This is a genomic window from Kribbella sp. NPDC000426 (assembly GCF_040300265.1).
GTDB lineage: Bacteria > Actinomycetota > Actinomycetes > Propionibacteriales > Kribbellaceae > Kribbella.
Genome location: NZ_JBEPDK010000004.1, coordinates 659,177 through 673,064, shown reverse-complemented (window position 1 = coordinate 673,064; position 13,888 = coordinate 659,177). Strand labels below are relative to the sequence as shown.

At 70.0% G+C, this 13,888-nt stretch carries 13 protein-coding genes; 4 read left to right on the top strand and 9 right to left on the bottom strand.

Annotated features, from left to right (window positions below; all coding sequences use genetic code 11):
* Window positions 1-37: 37 nt before the first annotated feature.
* Window positions 38-775: an SDR family oxidoreductase gene (locus ABT313_RS22485; RefSeq protein WP_350856963.1), complete on the top strand. Its 738-nt coding sequence runs from the start codon at window positions 38-40 to the stop codon at window positions 773-775.
* Here ABT313_RS22485 and ABT313_RS22480 read toward each other — a convergent pair.
* The 9 genes from ABT313_RS22480 to ABT313_RS22440 form a co-directional block, all read right to left on the bottom strand.
* Window positions 772-3,531: a helix-turn-helix transcriptional regulator gene (locus tag ABT313_RS22480; protein WP_350856960.1), complete on the bottom strand. Its 2,760-nt coding sequence runs from the start codon at window positions 3,529-3,531 to the stop codon at window positions 772-774. The two genes, ABT313_RS22485 and ABT313_RS22480, sit on opposite strands and share 4 nt — an antisense overlap.
* A gap of 98 nt (window positions 3,532-3,629) precedes the next feature.
* Window positions 3,630-4,301, bottom strand: a complete 672-nt coding sequence (locus ABT313_RS22475) for an urease accessory protein UreD (protein WP_350856956.1) — start codon at window positions 4,299-4,301, stop codon at window positions 3,630-3,632.
* The gene (ureG, locus tag ABT313_RS22470; RefSeq protein ID WP_350856953.1) at window positions 4,285-5,001 is read right to left on the bottom strand and encodes an urease accessory protein UreG; all 717 of its coding nucleotides are present in this window, start codon (window positions 4,999-5,001) and stop codon (window positions 4,285-4,287) included. Before ureG ends, ABT313_RS22475 begins: the two co-directional genes overlap by 17 nt.
* Window positions 4,994-5,764: an urease accessory protein UreF gene (locus ABT313_RS22465; RefSeq protein WP_350857828.1), complete on the bottom strand. Its 771-nt coding sequence runs from the start codon at window positions 5,762-5,764 to the stop codon at window positions 4,994-4,996. The genes ureG and ABT313_RS22465 overlap by 8 nt, the downstream gene beginning before the upstream one ends.
* A gap of 26 nt (window positions 5,765-5,790) precedes the next feature.
* Window positions 5,791-7,494, bottom strand: coding sequence for an urease subunit alpha (locus ABT313_RS22460; protein ID WP_350856950.1), 1,704 nt, complete (start codon window positions 7,492-7,494; stop codon window positions 5,791-5,793).
* Window positions 7,487-7,951, bottom strand: a complete 465-nt coding sequence (gene ureB, locus ABT313_RS22455; RefSeq protein ID WP_502884010.1) for an urease subunit beta — start codon at window positions 7,949-7,951, stop codon at window positions 7,487-7,489. The genes ABT313_RS22460 and ureB overlap by 8 nt, the downstream gene beginning before the upstream one ends.
* Window positions 7,952-7,962: 11 nt before the next feature.
* Window positions 7,963-8,265, bottom strand: a complete 303-nt coding sequence (locus ABT313_RS22450) for an urease subunit gamma (RefSeq protein WP_350856947.1) — start codon at window positions 8,263-8,265, stop codon at window positions 7,963-7,965.
* 195 nt (window positions 8,266-8,460) lie between these two features.
* Window positions 8,461-10,098, bottom strand: a complete 1,638-nt coding sequence (locus ABT313_RS22445) for a purine-cytosine permease family protein (protein WP_350856944.1) — start codon at window positions 10,096-10,098, stop codon at window positions 8,461-8,463.
* A gap of 101 nt (window positions 10,099-10,199) precedes the next feature.
* On the bottom strand, window positions 10,200-10,595 hold the full coding sequence (locus ABT313_RS22440; protein ID WP_350856941.1) for a MarR family winged helix-turn-helix transcriptional regulator: 396 nt from the start codon (window positions 10,593-10,595) through the stop codon (window positions 10,200-10,202).
* A 105-nt stretch (window positions 10,596-10,700) separates the two neighbouring features.
* Here ABT313_RS22440 and ABT313_RS22435 point away from each other — a divergent pair, with 105 nt between their 5' ends.
* From ABT313_RS22435 to ABT313_RS22425, 3 genes are all read left to right on the top strand, one after another.
* Window positions 10,701-11,747, top strand: a complete 1,047-nt coding sequence (locus ABT313_RS22435; protein ID WP_350856938.1) for a substrate-binding domain-containing protein — start codon at window positions 10,701-10,703, stop codon at window positions 11,745-11,747.
* Window positions 11,748-11,811: 64 nt separating this feature from the next.
* Window positions 11,812-13,008, top strand: a complete 1,197-nt coding sequence (gene lhgD / locus ABT313_RS22430; protein ID WP_350856935.1) for an L-2-hydroxyglutarate dehydrogenase — start codon at window positions 11,812-11,814, stop codon at window positions 13,006-13,008.
* A gap of 56 nt (window positions 13,009-13,064) precedes the next feature.
* A complete protein-coding gene (locus ABT313_RS22425) occupies window positions 13,065-13,886 on the top strand; it encodes an amino acid-binding protein (protein WP_350856932.1) in 822 nt (273 codons plus the stop codon).
* Window positions 13,887-13,888: the final 2 nt, after the last annotated feature.

The window sequence follows — 13,888 nt, the reverse complement described above, 5'->3', positions numbered from 1 at the left end:
CGACTGATTCGACTGATTCGACTGAGGAGAGAGCACGATGACCGAGCCAACGGCGAGTCTCGCCGATCAGGTCGTGGTGGTGATGGGCGGCAGTGCGGGCATCGGGCTGGAGACCGCGCGGCTGGCCCGGGCGGCCGGCGCGCGGGTCGTCATCACCGGGCGGGATCGCGAGCGGCTCGAGAAGGCGGCCGTCGAGATCGGTGCCGAGCGGGCGCTGACGCTCGACCTGGACGATTCCGCGGACGTCGAGCGGGTGTTCGGCGAGCTGCCCGAGCAGCTGGACCACATCCTGATGGGCGGGAGCGGTCCGTTCTACGCGCCGCTCGCCGAGCTCGATCTGGGGGAGGCCGAGCGGTTCGTCAACCAGCATCTGGTCGGCTCGTTGCGGATCGCGCGGTTGTGCAGCGGCAGGGTTCGTGCGGGCGGCTCGCTGACGTTCATCAGCGGTACGGGCGCGCGGCGGCCGGGGGTCGGGCTGATGCTCGCGGCCATCGCGACGGCCGCGCAGTCCGCGATCGTCGCGAACCTGGCCGTCGAGATCGCCCCGATCCGGGTCAACACGGTCGCCGCCGGCTTCGTCGACACGCCGCTGTCGGCGCGGCTGCTCGGGAATCAGCTCGAGGAGCGCCGCGCGCAACTGCGGGCCACGCTGCCGATCGGGCGGGTCGTCGGCCCTGTGGACGTGGCGGCGCTGGTCGTGCACCTGATGACGAACACGGCGCTGACCGGCGCGACGTACGACGTCGACGGGGGACAGCAGCTGATCCCGGGCTAGCCGGCTTCGGGGAGTGCGTCGCGGAGTTGGCGGCGAGAGCTGATCGAGAGCTTGTCGAAGATCTTCCGCAGGTGCCATTCGACTGTGCGCGGGCTGAGGAACAGCCGGGTGCCCACCTCGGGGTTGGACAGGCCGTCCCGGACGAGCAGGGCGATCTGGCGTTCCTGCGGGGTGAGCTCGTCGCCTGCGGTCGAGGCGGCTGCGCGTCGGCGTACGGTCTCGCCGGTGGCTTGCAGTTCGCGGCGCGCGCGGTCGGCGAACGCGGTCATGCCGATCTCGGAGAACATCTCGTACGCCGTACGCAGCTCTGTGCGGGCGTCGCCGCGGCGTGTCTGCCGGCGCAGCCATTCGCCGTACAGCAGGTGCGCGCGGGCGAGGTCCGGGCGCAGTTTGGTGCCGTTGAGGTGCTCGATCGCCTCGACGTACGCCTTCTCGTCTTTGTGGACGAGTCCGCGGGCGCGTGCTTCGACGCCGAGTGCCCAGGGCTCGTCGGTGCCGCGTGTCTTCTCCTGCAGGCGGGCGAGCGCGGCGGCGGCCTCCTGCGGGTGTCCGCTGTGTACGGCGGCCTCGATCTGCTCGCTCAGCGCCCAGGACGACACGAACAGCTCGGGTGTGTCCTCGGCGGCGAGAGTTGCCCAGGGCAACGCTTCGTCGTGGTGGCCGAGCCCGTTCAGGACGACGGACCTGGCCCAGCGCGCGTACTGCGCCGCGGTGCCCTGGCCCTCGGCCGTCGTCCGCGCGATGGTGTCGTCGATCAGCGGGAACGCGTCGTCCGGGCGGCCTTGGAACGCGGTCAGCACGAGCGCGCCGTACGGGCCGATGTGGGTGCCGGTGGCCTCGCGTACGGCGTCTGCCTCGGCGCGGAGCGAGGTCGCTTCGGCGAACTCACCCGCCATCGCGAACACCTGCCCGAGCACGTTGACGCCGACGGCGAGTACGGCGAGCGCACCGGCGCGTCGCGCGGTCTCCACCTGCCGGATGGATGCGGCCAGACAGGCTTCGAAGTCCCACGCGGTCGCGGCCGCAGCCGTAGCCAGCCACCCCCAGCGCAGGATCTCCTCGGCCGAGACGTCTCCGTCGCCGAAGGCGACCGCGGCCCGCTTGAGGTACGGCACCGCCTCGTCGCGCCCGGCGGAGAACAACAGCGCGAACCCGTCCAGCATCACATCCGAACTGCGCTCGGACCCGTCGGGGCGCGGGGCCGCCATCGCGGCCTGGGAGACCTCGCGGAGGCCGGTGCCCGCCGCCAACTGGCCCGCGAAGAGCGCTGCGCTCCAGGCGTCGAGGTAGGTGTCACGGGCCAGGCGTACGTCGAGGGGCTCGAGTGTGCGGGCGGCCCGCAGCAGGAGGCCGGGGGCGTCGCGGCCGCGTTGTTGGGCGAAGGCTGCCTCGGCGCGGAGGAGGTCGATCCGCGCGCGCCCGAGGTCGTCGAGTTGGCCCGCCTCCGCTGTCGCCAGCAGCTCCCATGCGGTCCGGAAGGCGCCGGCCTGCACGCTGGCCTGCGCTCCGGCGAGCGCGCGCTCGGTACGGCGTACCGGATCGCGCGTCAGCACGACCGCCCGTTGCAGGAACGCCGCAGCCGCCGCGAACCCGCCGCGTGCCTGCGCCCGGTCCGCAGACCGCTCCAACTCCACAGCGACTGCCTCGTCCGGCCCGGTCGCGGCCGCAGCCAGATGCCAGGCCCGCCGGTCAGGGTCGGTGACGGAATCCGTCGCCCCGGCCAGAGCCAGATGTACGGCGCGACGCTCGGTCGCGGACGCCGATCCGTACAAGGCCGACCGCACCAGCGGATGGCGGAACGTCACCCGTTCGCCGAGGCTCAACAGACCGTCGATCTCGGCGAACGCGGCATCGATCCCGAGCTGGTCGGCGGCCCGCCGTACCAGGACCGGATCGCCGACCGGCTCGGCGGCCGCGACCAGTAGGAGGCGACGCGTCGGTGGCGGCAGCGCATCGGCCTGGCGCAGGAAGCTCTGCTCGATCCGTCCCGGCAACCCCTGGGCGCCCAGCAGGCCGAACCCGGCCGCCAGCTGGGTCGCAGTCAGTCCTCTAGGCAACTGCAGCAACGCCAACGGGTTGCCACCGGTCTCGGCCACAATGCGATCCCGGATCGGGGCGTCCAGCAGGAACTCGACCGCCGACCCCAGCAACGCGCGTGCTTCGTCGTCCGGCAGGCCGTCGACGTCGAGCTCCGGGAGACCGTTGAGCTCCACGCCGACCTCGCGCGCGCCGAACAGCAGACCGACCGCCTCGTTGCCGATCCGGCGGGCGACGAACCCGAGCGTCTGAGCGGTCGCGGTGTCGAGCCATTGCGCGTCGTCGACCACCACCAGCACCGGCTGCTCGGCAGCGAGATCCGAGATCAGGCTGAGTACGGCGAGCCCGACCATGAACCGATCCGGCGCCGGCCCGGGCGCCATGCCGAACACCGTGGCGAGCGCCCGCCGCTGGGGCTCCGGGATCCGCTCCATCCGGTCGAGGAGTGGCATGCACAGCTGGTGCAGAGCCGCGAACACCAGCTCCATCTCGGACTGGACGCCGACCGCACGCAGCTGCCGCAGATCGGGCGCGGATTCGGTGGCGTAGTTCAGCAGCGCGGACTTCCCGACGCCGGCCTCGCCGCGGAGGACGAGAACCTGGCTGCCGCCGTGGCGGATATCGGCGAGTAGCTGGTCGAGTACGGCGCGTTCGGAGCGGCGCCCGAGCAGAGCCGTTGCCTGAGCTCGCCCTGCCTCGGCTCCGCCGCCATGCTCCACCGTCCGTCCGCCCTTCCAGCGGTGAGACCACGACGCACTTTCGGAACGCCGCAGTTGCCGAACCGATCCAGCCTAAGTCCGCGGAGCCTCGCTGACCATCACACAGGCGTCTGGATGAGATCGCTCTCGTGTTGCTCGTGCAGCAGTTGCCGCGCGATCGAGCCGGGTCCTTCCAGCTGGAGCGTGTGTGTCGTGTCCGGGAGGCGGAAGCCCAGGGCGGTGACGCTGTCGAGGCAGCGAGCCGAGCCGAGGATCGCCCAGCCGGTGCGGGTCTCGGGGGACAGGTCGAGGTCTTCGGCGAGGAGGAGGTCGTCGTCGAGCCAGGCGCGGGTCGCCGTACGGAGCGTGCCGCCGACTTCGCCGTACCGTCCGAGGACGAGGGACTCGCGGAGCTGGGCGGTGCAGGTGGTCTCGAGGCGCGCGGTCAGGGTGCGGGTAACGTCGGCGCCGGCGGAGACGACGAACGGCTCGGCGTACCACTGGAGGCTGGCGCCGTCGGTGAGGCGGATGTCGACGTCCCAGCGGGCCGAGCCGCCGCGCATCGCGTACGCGACGGTGCCGGCCGTCTCCACGATCTCGAGCCTGGCGGGACCGGAGACGGCGATCTCGATGCGTACTTCGTCCCCGGCGAGCAGCAGGGCACCCGCGGCCACGAGCGCGACGCGCACCACGCCTGGCGGACCGTGCAGCCGTCGCGGCGACAGGTGGCCGGTCGTCAGCAGGCAGCGGTCACGGACCGGGTCGGCGGTGACGTCAATGCGTGTGGACATGGGTGATCACGCTGCCGTCCTCGCCGACGTGCGAGTGCGGCGCCATCGGGCCGGGGTCGACGGGGGTGTGGTCGCCGGTGCGTACGTGGTTCGTCATGTTGCGGACCCAGTCTTTGAGCCTGGTGACCGAGGCGGGGTCCTTCCGGGAGAGCGCGAGCACGGGTTTGCCGTCGCGGGCGGCCTCGGCGTCCTTGACCATCTGGTCGACGTCCACCTCGACGTACGGCGCGAGGTCGGTCTTGTTGACGACGAGCAGATCGGCCCGGGCGATCCCGGGTCCGCCCTTGCGCGCGACGTCACCGCCGCCGGCGACGTCGAGGACGAAGATCTGGGCGTCGACGAGGGCGGGGGAGAAGGTCGCGGTCAGGTTGTCGCCGCCGGACTCGACGAGTACGACGTCCAGCGGGGCGAAGTCGCGTTCGAGGTCCTCGACCGCGATCAGGTTCGGCGTGACGTCGTCGCGGATCGCGGTGTGCGGGCAGGCGCCGGTCTCGACGGCACGGATCCGGTCCGGGTCGAGTACGCCGGCCGCCCGCAGCAGCCGGGCGTCCTCGTCGGTGTAGATGTCGTTGGTGATCACGCCCAGGCGGAGCTCGTCGGCGAGTTCGCGGCAGATCGTCGCGATCAGCGAGCTCTTACCGGTGCCGACCGGTCCGGCTACGCCCAGCCGGAAGGAGCGGGTCTCGGGCATGTCAGGCATGGAACAACCTCATTCTCTCGGTCGCGTGGTTCTGTGCGTGGATGTCTATGAGTGGGGCCGCGTTGGCGGGGATCTTGTCGACGTCGGTCAGCGGCGCGACCTCGGCGACGAGCTCTTCGATGTCGTCGTGCAACGCGGCAAGCCAGGTCGCGGCCTCGGCGGGGTCCACCGGCAGCAGCTTCAACGAGGCGGACACGACGGTCTGCACATCGTCGTACGCACTAACCCGTGCCACCTGCTCGGGCGACATCCCCGTCACCGCCGCCACCACCCCCAACACAACCGGCCGCGCAATCTCCCGATCAGCCGGCAAATACTCAGTCACCCCCGGCCAAACCCGCCCCACCAACCGCAACAACAACCGCCCCTGCCGCCGAACCACCCCTCGAACCACATGCGAAGAAGTCCGCCCCGCCCAAGCCCCCTCCACCACCCCCAACCCCCACCCAACCCCACCCGCCTCGAGCCGGTCGGCGTCGAGTCGTGGTTTGGGGTTGTGATTTGGCGACCAGGATTCACGACTCGGCGGAGGGGGTGTCGACCAATCTGCACGACTCGGTGGTTCGGGGGCGGTGAGGACGACGTGGCGGGCCAGGACGGCGACCGCGGCGTCTACGCGGGCGACTGTCCGGAGGCGGTCGCGGGCGTACGCCGCCACGTCGGCAAGTTGTTTGCCGTCGGCACCTAGCCCGGCGCGTACGGCGGGCTCGAGGCCGGCCGACTGGGTGTGCCCGCCGGTGGGCAGGCGTCCGTCGGCGAGCATCAGCGCGACCAGTTCCGCCGTACCCATCAGAACATCGCGTACAACTGGGCGAGCGGAAGCACCTCCGCCGGCGACGGCTCCACGAGTTCGCCGTCGACCTCGATGGCGAACGTCTCCGGGTCGATCTCGATGCTCGGCAGCGCGCTGTTGTTCTTCATGTCCGCCTTGCCGACGTCACGAGTCGGCCGTACGCCGAGCAGCCGCCGGCGCAACCCGAGCCGTTCCGCCAGCCCGTCCTCGAGCGCCGCGGGCGACACGAACGTGTACGACAGATCGGCGCCGATCGCGTCGCCGAACGCAGGCCGCATCAGCACCGGCTGCGGCGTCGGGATCGACGCGTTCGGGTCGCCCAGCGCGGCCCACGCGATCGCGCCGCCTTTGATCACCAGGCTCGGGCGGACGCCGAAGTACCGCGGATCCCACAGCGTCAGGTCCGCGAGCTTACCCGGCTCCACCGAGCCGACCTCGTGATCGATGCCGTGGGCAACAGCCGGGTTGATCGTGTACTTCGCGACGTACCGGCGGACGCGCTCGTTGTCGGCCGGGAGATCCCCGGCGAGCGCGCCGCGGCGGTGCTTCATCACGTGCGCGACCTGCCAGGTGCGGGTGATCACCTCACCGATCCGGCCCATCGCCTGCGCGTCCGACGAGGTGACCGAGAGCGCGCCGAGGTCGTGCAGAATGTCCTCGGCCGCGATCGTGGTGGCCCGGATCCGCGACTCGGCGAACGCGAGGTCCTCCGGCACGTCCGGGCTGAGGTGGTGGCAGACCATCAGCATGTCGAGGTGCTCGGCGACCGTGTTCACGGTGTGCGGCAGGGTCGGGTTGGTGGAGCCGGGGATCACGTGCGGGTACGACGCGATCGAGAGAATGTCCGGCGCGTGACCGCCGCCCGCGCCCTCGACGTGGAACGCGTGGATCGACCGGCCCGCGATCGCGCCAAGCGTCGACTCGACGTACCCGGCCTCGTTGAGGCTGTCCGCGTGCAGCGCGACCTGCAGACCCCACTCGTCCGCGGCCCGCAGCGCGGAGTCGATCGCGGCCGGCGTCGAACCCCAGTCCTCGTGCACCTTGTAGCCGGCCGCACCCGCGAGCGCCTGCTCCGCCAGGGCGTCCGCGCTGACCGTGTTGCCCTTGCCGAGCAGGAGAATGTTGAGCGGTACGGCGTCCAGCGCGCGATGCATCTGCTCCAAGTGCCACGCGCCCGGGGTTACCGTCGTCGCCTTCGAACCCTCGCTGGGCCCGGTCCCGCCGCCGACGACCGTGGTGATCCCGGTCGCGAGCGCCTCGTGCAATTGTGAAGGCGACAGCAGGTGCACGTGCGAGTCGATCGCCCCGGCCGTGAGGATGCGCCCCTCGCCGGCGATCACGTCGGTGGACGGTCCGATCCGCAGGTCCGGGTGTACGCCGTCCGCGATGTCCGGATTCCCGGCGCGACCGAGCGCGACGATCCGGCCGTCGCGAATCCCGACGTCGGCGCGAACGATGCCCCACCAGTCCACCACGAGCACGTTGGTGATCACCGTGTCCGGCGCACCCTCGGCCCGCGTCGTCGTACCCTGCGCCATCGACTCCCGGATCGACTTCCCACCCCCGAACACCACCTCCTCCCCACCAACGGTGAAGTCGCGCTCAACCTCCACCCACAGGTCGGTATCCGCCAACCGAACCTGATCCCCGACGGTCGGCCCATACAACGCCGCGTACGCCGCCCGTGAGATCTCAACCACGGTCCACCTCGCCCACGTTGTCGGCGCCGAGGTCGTCGGCACCGGCCGGCTTCAGCTGGATGCCCGGCACCCGGCGTTTGCCTCTCAACGCCATTAGGTCCACCTCGCGGGACGCCCCGGGCTCGAACCGCTGCGACGTCCCGGACGGTACGTCGAGGCGGAACCCCCGCGCCGCCTCGCGGTCGAACGACAGCGCCGCGTTGGCATCCGGCAGGTGCAGGTGCGACCCGATCTGGATCGGCCGGTCGCCGGTGTTCACGATCACCAGGCGCAGGCGTTCGGCGTCGGTGCGATCGGCGTTCAGGCGGATCGTGCCCGGCGCGACACGAACTGCACCAGGTGCGACTGCGATACCAAGTGCATCAGGTGCGACCTCGACACCCAGTGCACCAGGTGCGACCGAGTGGGCTGTGTGCGCCCCCTGTCCTTCCGTGCTAAGTCTATCGGCGTCAGCCATGGGACCTGCCTTCAAATGATCGGGTTGTGGATAGTCACGAGCTTCCGGCCGTCGGGGAACGTGGCCTCGACCTGTACGTCGTGGAGCATTTCGGCCACTCCCGGCATCACCTGGTCGCGGGTGAGCACCAGGCGGCCGCTCTCCATCAGGTCGGAGACGCGAGCGCCTTCGCGCGCCCGCTCGATCACCCACGTGCTCAGCAACGCCACCGCTTCCGGGTGGTTCAGCAGCACCCCCCGGGCCAGCCGGTCGCGGGCGACCATGCCGGCCACGGAGAGCAGCAGCTTCTCAACATCAGCTGGAGTGAAGTTCATGGTGTGAGGTTGCGGGGCCGCCCCGCCGCAGGAACAACCACCGCCGACTCCCTTCAAAGCTCGAGACTGCAAGCAGCCTGTGAGGTCCAGACGAGGTTGGGGAGAATCTTGTACCGAATCGGGGGTGAGATCCTCCCCAACCTGGATCATGGCAGCGCCGGCAGCGCGGGCAGCGCCGGCAGCGCGGGTGGTTGGTTAGGGGTGCGCGGGGAGGACGTGGTCGGATAGCTTGTCTGTGCTTAGGCACAGGGAGCAGACTGCGGCGGCCTGGGTTGCGCAGGCGGTCATGTCGGGGCGTTCGTAGTCCTGGCGGCAGACGTGGCAGGTGAGTACTTCGCCGGACGGGTTGCCGTGTTCGTCGTACATCGGGAGGTCGAGGCCGTCGTCGGGGCGGCGCAGGTAGTACTTGCCGCGGGTGATGACGGCGAGGACGGGCGGCAGGACCAGGGCCAGGCCGATCGCGACCAGCGGTGAGTACGGCTTGATCGTGTCGCCGAGGCCGCCGAAGAAGACCAGGATCGAGACGCCCGCGGCGGCGGCCATCGAGACGAAGCCGACCGGGTTGACGGCGTACAGCATGCCGCGCCGGAACTCGGGGGCCTTGGGTGACAACCCGAGCAGGTACTTGTTGAAGACGATGTCGGAGGCAACGACCACGATCCACGCCATCCCGCAGTTCGCGTAGAAGCCGAGGATGGTGTTGAGGAAGTCGAACATGTTCGCCTCCATCAGCACCAGCGCGATCACCAGGTTGAACCCGAGGAACACCAGCCGACCGGGGTAGTGCCGGGTCAGCCGCGTGTACGAGTTCGTCCAGGCGAGCGACCCGGAGTACGCGTTCGTCACGTTGATCTTCACCTGGCTGATGACCACGAGTACGACGGCCAGCGTCATCGCCAGCCATCCCGGCAGGAAGCCGCGGTAGATCTCCAGGAACTGGTGCACCGGCTGGTTCGCGATCGCCGTACCGCCGTCGACCTGGGCGATGATGTAGACCGCGAGGAACAACCCGATGACCTGCTTCAGCGCACCGAAGATCACCCAGCCCGGGCCGGCCAGCAGTACGGCGGTCCACCAGCGGCGCGAGTTCTCGGGCGTCTTCGGCGGCATGAACCGCAGGTAGTCGATCTGCTCGGCGATCTGCGCGATCAGTGACAGGCACACGCCGGCCGCCAGCAGCATCGACCCGAAGTCCGCATCCGGACCATACGAGAAGAACGTCGACACCGAGGACGGGTGCGACACGACCAGGTAGACGAACGGCAGCACCATCAGGATCAGCCACAGCGGCGTCGTCCACACCTGCAGCGTCGACAGCACCTTCATCCCGTAGATCACCAGCGGGAAGATCACCAGCGTCGACACGGCGTACCCGAGCCACAGTGGCACGTGCAGCCCGAGCTGCAGGCCCTGCGCCATGATCGAGCCTTCGAGCGCGAAGAAGATGAACGTGAACGACGCGAAGATCACGTTCGTCACGACCGAGCCGTAGTACCCGAAGCCGCTGCCGCGGGTGATCAGGTCGAGGTCGATGTTGTACCGCGCGGCGTAGTACGCCAGCGGCAGGCCGGTCGCGAAGATGACCACCGCGAAGATCGCGATACCCCACAGCGCGTTGGTCGTCCCGTACGAGATGCCGATGTTCGCGCCGATCGCGAAGTCGGCCAGGTATGCGATCCCGCCGAGGGCCGAGACGGCGACCACGCCGGTGGACCACTTGCGGTAGCTGCGCGGCGCGAACCGGAGCGTGTAGTCCTCAAGGGTCTCGCGGGTCGCGGTGTTCTGGACGGTAGGGACAGGGCTGCGGTGATCGAGCGAGGGTTCAACAGTCATGGCGGAACTCCTGCGGCACCTTCGGGCGAGCGGTGCTCCGGCGTACCGGCGACGTTGCCGGCGGGGATGCACCCGAATGGAAGGAACCTAGGAACGCCGTGTTACCTGCGTGTTGCCGATCCGCTACGTTCGTGTATTTCCATCTGGAAGTAATCCGCGAGATCGGCCTCGAGCGCCCGCTGGGCGGCGGCGAGGCGGTCGGCGACGGTCGCGCCGACGGGGGAGAGGGCGGTGACGATCCGCCGCTTGTCGTCGGTGTGCACGCGGCGCAGCACGAGTCCGCGCTCGACCAGCTTGTCCACGTGCCGGGTCAGCGAGGCGGCGGGCAGTACGGCGTACTCCGCGAGCTGCGACATCGGCTGGCCGGGCTCATCGTGCAGCGCGGCCATGATCCGCCACTGCTCGATCGTCAGCCCGAACTCGTCGAGCAGCGGCTGCAGACCGAGCTCGATCTCCCGCTCGACCCGCTTCAGCAGCAGGAGCAGGCTTGACGCCATCCGCACCCCTCCTCGATCCAGGTGCTGGGAAATATAGCTGTTCGCTCGAAGTTCCGCCTCCGATTCGATAACACTTGACCGGAGTACGGCGAGAAGGAGGTCCCGGTGCGGCGTTCCGACGTACTGCCGATCGCCTTCGTGGTGCCGCTCCAAGGGCCGACCGGGATCTACGGGCCGTCCTGCCTCGCCTGCGGTCAGCTGGCCGTCGAGCAACTGAACGCGCACAACGGCATCGCTGGGCGTCGGGTCGAGCTGGTTCAGGTCGACGCCGGTCGTCCACCTGAGGTGGTCGCCGAGGAGGTCGGGCGGCTGGTCGATTCCGGGCGGGTCGAGGCGGTGGCCGGCTGGCACATCTCCGCCGTACGCGTGGCGCTGACGCGACGGATCGGCGGGCGGGTCGTGTACGCGTTCGCCGCGATGCACGAGGGCGGCGACGACACGCCCGGCGTGTTCATGCTCGGCGAGCGCCCGGTCAACCAGCTGCTCCCGGCGGCGCAATGGCTCCGTGAGCACCACGGCGCTCGCCGATGGGTTGTCGTCGGCAACGACTACGTCTATCCGCGGGTGACCGGATCCGTTGCCCAAGAGGCCCTGGACATCGTCGAGTCGGCTTATGTTGCCCTCGGCACCTCCGACTTCTCCGACGTGATCAGCGGGCTCAAGGCAACCAAGGCCGATGGCGTGATCATGTTGCTGATGGGACAGGACGCCGTCCACTTCAATCGTCAGTTCGCTCGTGCCGGGCTGAGTGACGAGCTGCTCCGCCTCAGCACCGCGATCGAGGAGAACACCCTGCTCGGCGCTGGGGCTGGCGCGAACCGCGGCGTCTACGCGGCCGCGGCGTACTTCGACGGCCTGTCGACGGTCGAGAGCAACGAGTTCGCCCAGCAGTACTACGCCCGCTTCGGCACTTTCGCCCCCGCCCTGAACGCGGTCGGCGAATCCTGCTACGAGGCGATCCGCTTCCTCGCCCGCCTCGGCGAGGTCACCGGATCCATCGAAACCTCCGCAGCCCTCCCCACCGGCCACTTCTACGACAGCCCCCGCGGCCTCCTCCGCCTCACCGGCAACCTCGTCGACCAAGACGTGTACCTCGCAGCCGCCGACGGCCTGCAGTTCCGCATCGAGGAACAGATCGCCCACACCGGCTGACGCTCAAATCTATGGTTGGAAGTGGTCAGGTGTATTTCTGGCAGGCGGAAAGGCTCTCTTGGACGTGACGAGAACAGCGGTGGTGGTTGGTGGCGGCATTGTCGGGCTGGCGGTGGCGCGTGCTCTGCAGCAGCGTGACCCCGGTACGCCGGTTGTCGTGCTGGAGAAGGAGCCGTCCGTCGCCGCGCATCAGACCGGGAACAACTCGGGTGTCGTCCACTCCGGGCTGTACTACCGGCCCGGCTCGCTCAAGGCGCGGTTCGCCGTGGCCGGCGGGGCGGCGTTGAAGGAGTACTGCGAGGAGAAGGGCATCCCGCTCGACGTACCCGGGAAGCTTGTCGTGGCGACGACCGAGGCCGAGCTGCCGCAGCTCGATCGCCTGTTCGGGATCGGCCAGGAGAACGGCGTACCGGTCCGGCGACTCACCCTCGACGAGGTCGCCGAGCGGGAGCCGCACCTGCGCGTCAAGGGCGCACTGGCCGTCGACTCCACCGGCCGCGTGGACTTCAAGCTGGTCGCCGCGGCCCTGGCCGAGGACATCAAGGCCGCCGGCGGTGAGATCCGCACCGGGATCTCCGTGACCTCGGTCGAGAACGCCGGTTCCGTCGCCCGGGTGCGGACGACCGACGAGGTGATCGAGGCCGATCGGGTCGCCGTCTGCGCCGGTCTGCACAGCGACCGCCTCGCGCGCGCCTCCGGCCTCGAGCCGGGCGTGCGCATCCTGCCGTTCCGCGGCGAGTTCAGCGAGATCGTTCCCCAGCGCGACTTCCTGGTGAAGGGCCTGGTCTACCCGGTGCCCGACCCCGACCTGCCGTTCCTCGGCGTCCACCTGACCCGCGGCATCGACGGCGGCGTCCACGTCGGCCCGAACGCCGTACCCGCGCTGTCCCGCGAGGGCTACAAGTGGTCGAAGATCGCCCCGAAGGACGTCTGGGAAGCCGCGGCGTACCGCGGGACCTGGCGCCTCGCGCGCCGGTACGCACGGACCGGCGCGAAGGAGATCGTGCGCTCGCTGACCGGCCGCGCCCTCGTCCGCGAGGCCCGCCGCATGCTCCCCGAACTCGAGGTGAAGGACGTACGTCGCTCCGGCGCCGGCGTCCGCGCCCAGGCCGTGACCCGCGACGGCAAACTCGTCGACGACTTCCTGTTCCTGCGCGACGGCCGCGCCCTGCACGTCCTCAACGCCCCCTCGCCCGCCGCCACGGCCTGCCTCGTCATCGGCAACCGCATCGCCGAGGAACTGACCGCCGACCGAGCCTGAGCAAACGTCATACCGGGGCAACAGCGAGGCAATGTCGAGCGGTCACGCTGGGTGTCATGGACTCATTGCGTACGACGCTCACGGGCGGGACAGCCTGTGACGTGTGTGGCCGGCTGCCTCATCCCCGGCGGCTGCGATTGACGTTCGCGAAGCTCGTGGCGGTTGCGCCGGTCGAGCTCGCGCTGCATGCGGTGGTGCTTGCCGCGCATCCGCCGTACCTGGTGTCGGTTGCCGTGCTCGCGACGGTGACGACGGCGCTGGTGATCTGGGTGGTCGAGCCGTCCGCGATGCGGCTGCTCCGGCCTTGGCTGCATGCTCCGAAGGCTCGGCCTCGGCAGGAGGCCGGCACATTGTGGCGGATCCGGGTGACGCTTGACGATCGGGCCGGCTCCTTGGAGAACCTCACCCACCGTCTCGCCGAGCTGGACGCGAACATCCTCGGCCTGCACGTTCACCCGGTCGACGACGGCGTACGCGACGAGCTGGTCGTGTCGACGCCGGATGGGGTCACCGCGCCGGATCTGGAAGCGGCCGTCGAGGCGGGTGGCGGCCGCAGTACGCATGTGTGGCCGACGACCGCGCTAGCACTGGTCGACGGACAGACCCAGGCGCTGAGTCTCTCGGCACGCGTCGTCGCGGACCCGGCCGAACTGCCGCACGCGGTCGCCGAGTTGCTCGGCGCTCAGCTGGTCACGGACCGCGCAACCTTGTCGGGACAACTCGCGGGCGACATCCTCAAGGTGCCGTCGCCGTGGACCGGCCTGTTCGCCTTCCACCGCCCCGGCGAACCATTCACCCCGGCCGAGTCCGCCCGCGCCCACCGCCTGGCCGAACTCGCCGAAGCAGCCCTAACGCTGGCACCAGCCTGCGGCCACTGATG

What these genes read in the sequence shown, in the direction of transcription:
- ABT313_RS22485 (WP_350856963.1), top strand. Translation starts at nt 38, where the DNA reads ATGACCGAGCCAACGGCGAGTCTCGCCGATCAGGTCGTGGTGGTGATG.
- ABT313_RS22475 (WP_350856956.1), bottom strand. Translation starts at nt 4,301, where the DNA reads ATGTCCACACGCATTGACGTCACCGCCGACCCGGTCCGTGACCGCTGC.
- ureG (WP_350856953.1), bottom strand. Translation starts at nt 5,001, where the DNA reads ATGCCTGACATGCCCGAGACCCGCTCCTTCCGGCTGGGCGTAGCCGGA.
- ABT313_RS22465 (WP_350857828.1), bottom strand. Translation starts at nt 5,764, where the DNA reads ATGCTCGCCGACGGACGCCTGCCCACCGGCGGGCACACCCAGTCGGCC.
- ureB (WP_502884010.1), bottom strand. Translation starts at nt 7,951, where the DNA reads ATGGCTGACGCCGATAGACTTAGCACGGAAGGACAGGGGGCGCACACA.
- ABT313_RS22450 (WP_350856947.1), bottom strand. Translation starts at nt 8,265, where the DNA reads ATGAACTTCACTCCAGCTGATGTTGAGAAGCTGCTGCTCTCCGTGGCC.
- ABT313_RS22445 (WP_350856944.1), bottom strand. Translation starts at nt 10,098, where the DNA reads ATGACTGTTGAACCCTCGCTCGATCACCGCAGCCCTGTCCCTACCGTC.
- ABT313_RS22440 (WP_350856941.1), bottom strand. Translation starts at nt 10,595, where the DNA reads ATGGCGTCAAGCCTGCTCCTGCTGCTGAAGCGGGTCGAGCGGGAGATC.
- ABT313_RS22425 (WP_350856932.1), top strand. Translation starts at nt 13,065, where the DNA reads ATGGACTCATTGCGTACGACGCTCACGGGCGGGACAGCCTGTGACGTG.